The following is a 1097-nucleotide window of genomic DNA, read 5'->3' on the forward strand; positions in this document are numbered from 1 at the left end:
ACCGGGGAGGCCGAGGAGACCGAGGGAAGGGGCGCGGGGGGCGCGGACGCCGCCGGGGGTGTGGTCCGCTGCGTGCCGGAATCCGTGGCGCGCGGCGCGACGAGGGCCAGGGGTACCAGCAGCAGTCCGAACCCCGCGCCGAGTACGGTCGCCCGTCGCCTGCGCCGGAACCGTCGCCCTCGGCGCTCTACGGCCGCCAGCGGCAGACGGGACGGCGTGATGTCGTGCGCCACCTCGGCCAGCGCCTCACGCAGCCACCCGGTTGCGGCGTGCTCCGGGCCTGGTTCTGCTTCGGTCCTGGGGTCATTCATCGGCGGGCTCCGGAGACGGGGTGAGAGCGGTCGAAGGCGGCGAAGCCAGGATGAGAGCGCAGAGCCGCGAGACCGCGCCGCGCATGCGTCTTGACCGTTCCGAGCGAGCAGTGGAGCAGCTCGGCGATGTCGGTTTCGGCGAGGTCCTCCCAGTAGCGCAGCACCAGCACCGTCCGCTGCCGGGCGGAGAGCGTGGCAAGCCCCTCTGTGATGGCGGCGCGGCGCTCGACCGACTCGGCGTGGTCGTTGTCCGGCTGGTGCACCCGCTCGGGCAGGAACGGCATCAGCAGATGGGTGACACGTCTTCTGCGGATTCGGCTGAGGTTGTTGTTGACGAGTGAGCGCCGTACGTAGAAGTCGATGTCGTCGGCCGGGATACGTCCCCAGCGCGCGTACACCTTGGCCAGGGTGGTCTGCACGAGGTCCTCGGCCTCATGGAAGTCCCCGGTGAGCAGGAGAGCCGTCCGCAGCAGACGGGACCAGGCCGCACCGGCGTAGGTGGCGAAGTCGGGAGTCTCCGGGGAGCCTGCGAATGTCTCGTACTGCGGCACGGACGCCGTTCCTCTGAGTCGGGTGTGGGGGAGGAGAGCCGGGGGCGGGGACCGTACGGGCCCCCGCCCGCGGGGTCACTGTGTCTTCAGCTGGGCGTAGATGCCGCCTTCGGTGTCGTGGACGGTGACCTGGGACACGAAGTCCAAGGGGCCGCCGGAACCCACCTGAGTGGTGGCGTACCAGACACCCCATCCGGGGTGGCCGGCCAGTTCGAGGAGCTTGCCGTGCACCGTC

At 70.9% G+C, this 1097-nt stretch carries 1 protein-coding gene and 1 pseudogene; both read right to left on the reverse strand.

Translation table 11 applies throughout. The annotated features are described in order from the left end of the window. A pseudogene (locus tag R2S09_RS40125) lies at positions 1 to 311 on the reverse strand (hypothetical protein); the annotation flags it as partial. Further along, the gene (locus tag R2S09_RS40130; protein ID WP_306190960.1) at positions 308 to 862 is read right to left on the reverse strand and encodes a SigE family RNA polymerase sigma factor; all 555 of its coding nucleotides are present in this window, start codon (positions 860 to 862) and stop codon (positions 308 to 310) included. The pseudogene R2S09_RS40125 and the gene R2S09_RS40130, both read right to left, overlap by 4 nt. Between the last annotated feature and the right edge of the window lie 235 nt (positions 863 to 1097).

The sequence above is a fragment of the Streptomyces sp. MK7 genome (assembly GCF_032658145.1).
In the GTDB taxonomy this organism is placed as follows: Bacteria; Actinomycetota; Actinomycetes; order Streptomycetales; family Streptomycetaceae; genus Streptomyces; species Streptomyces spiralis.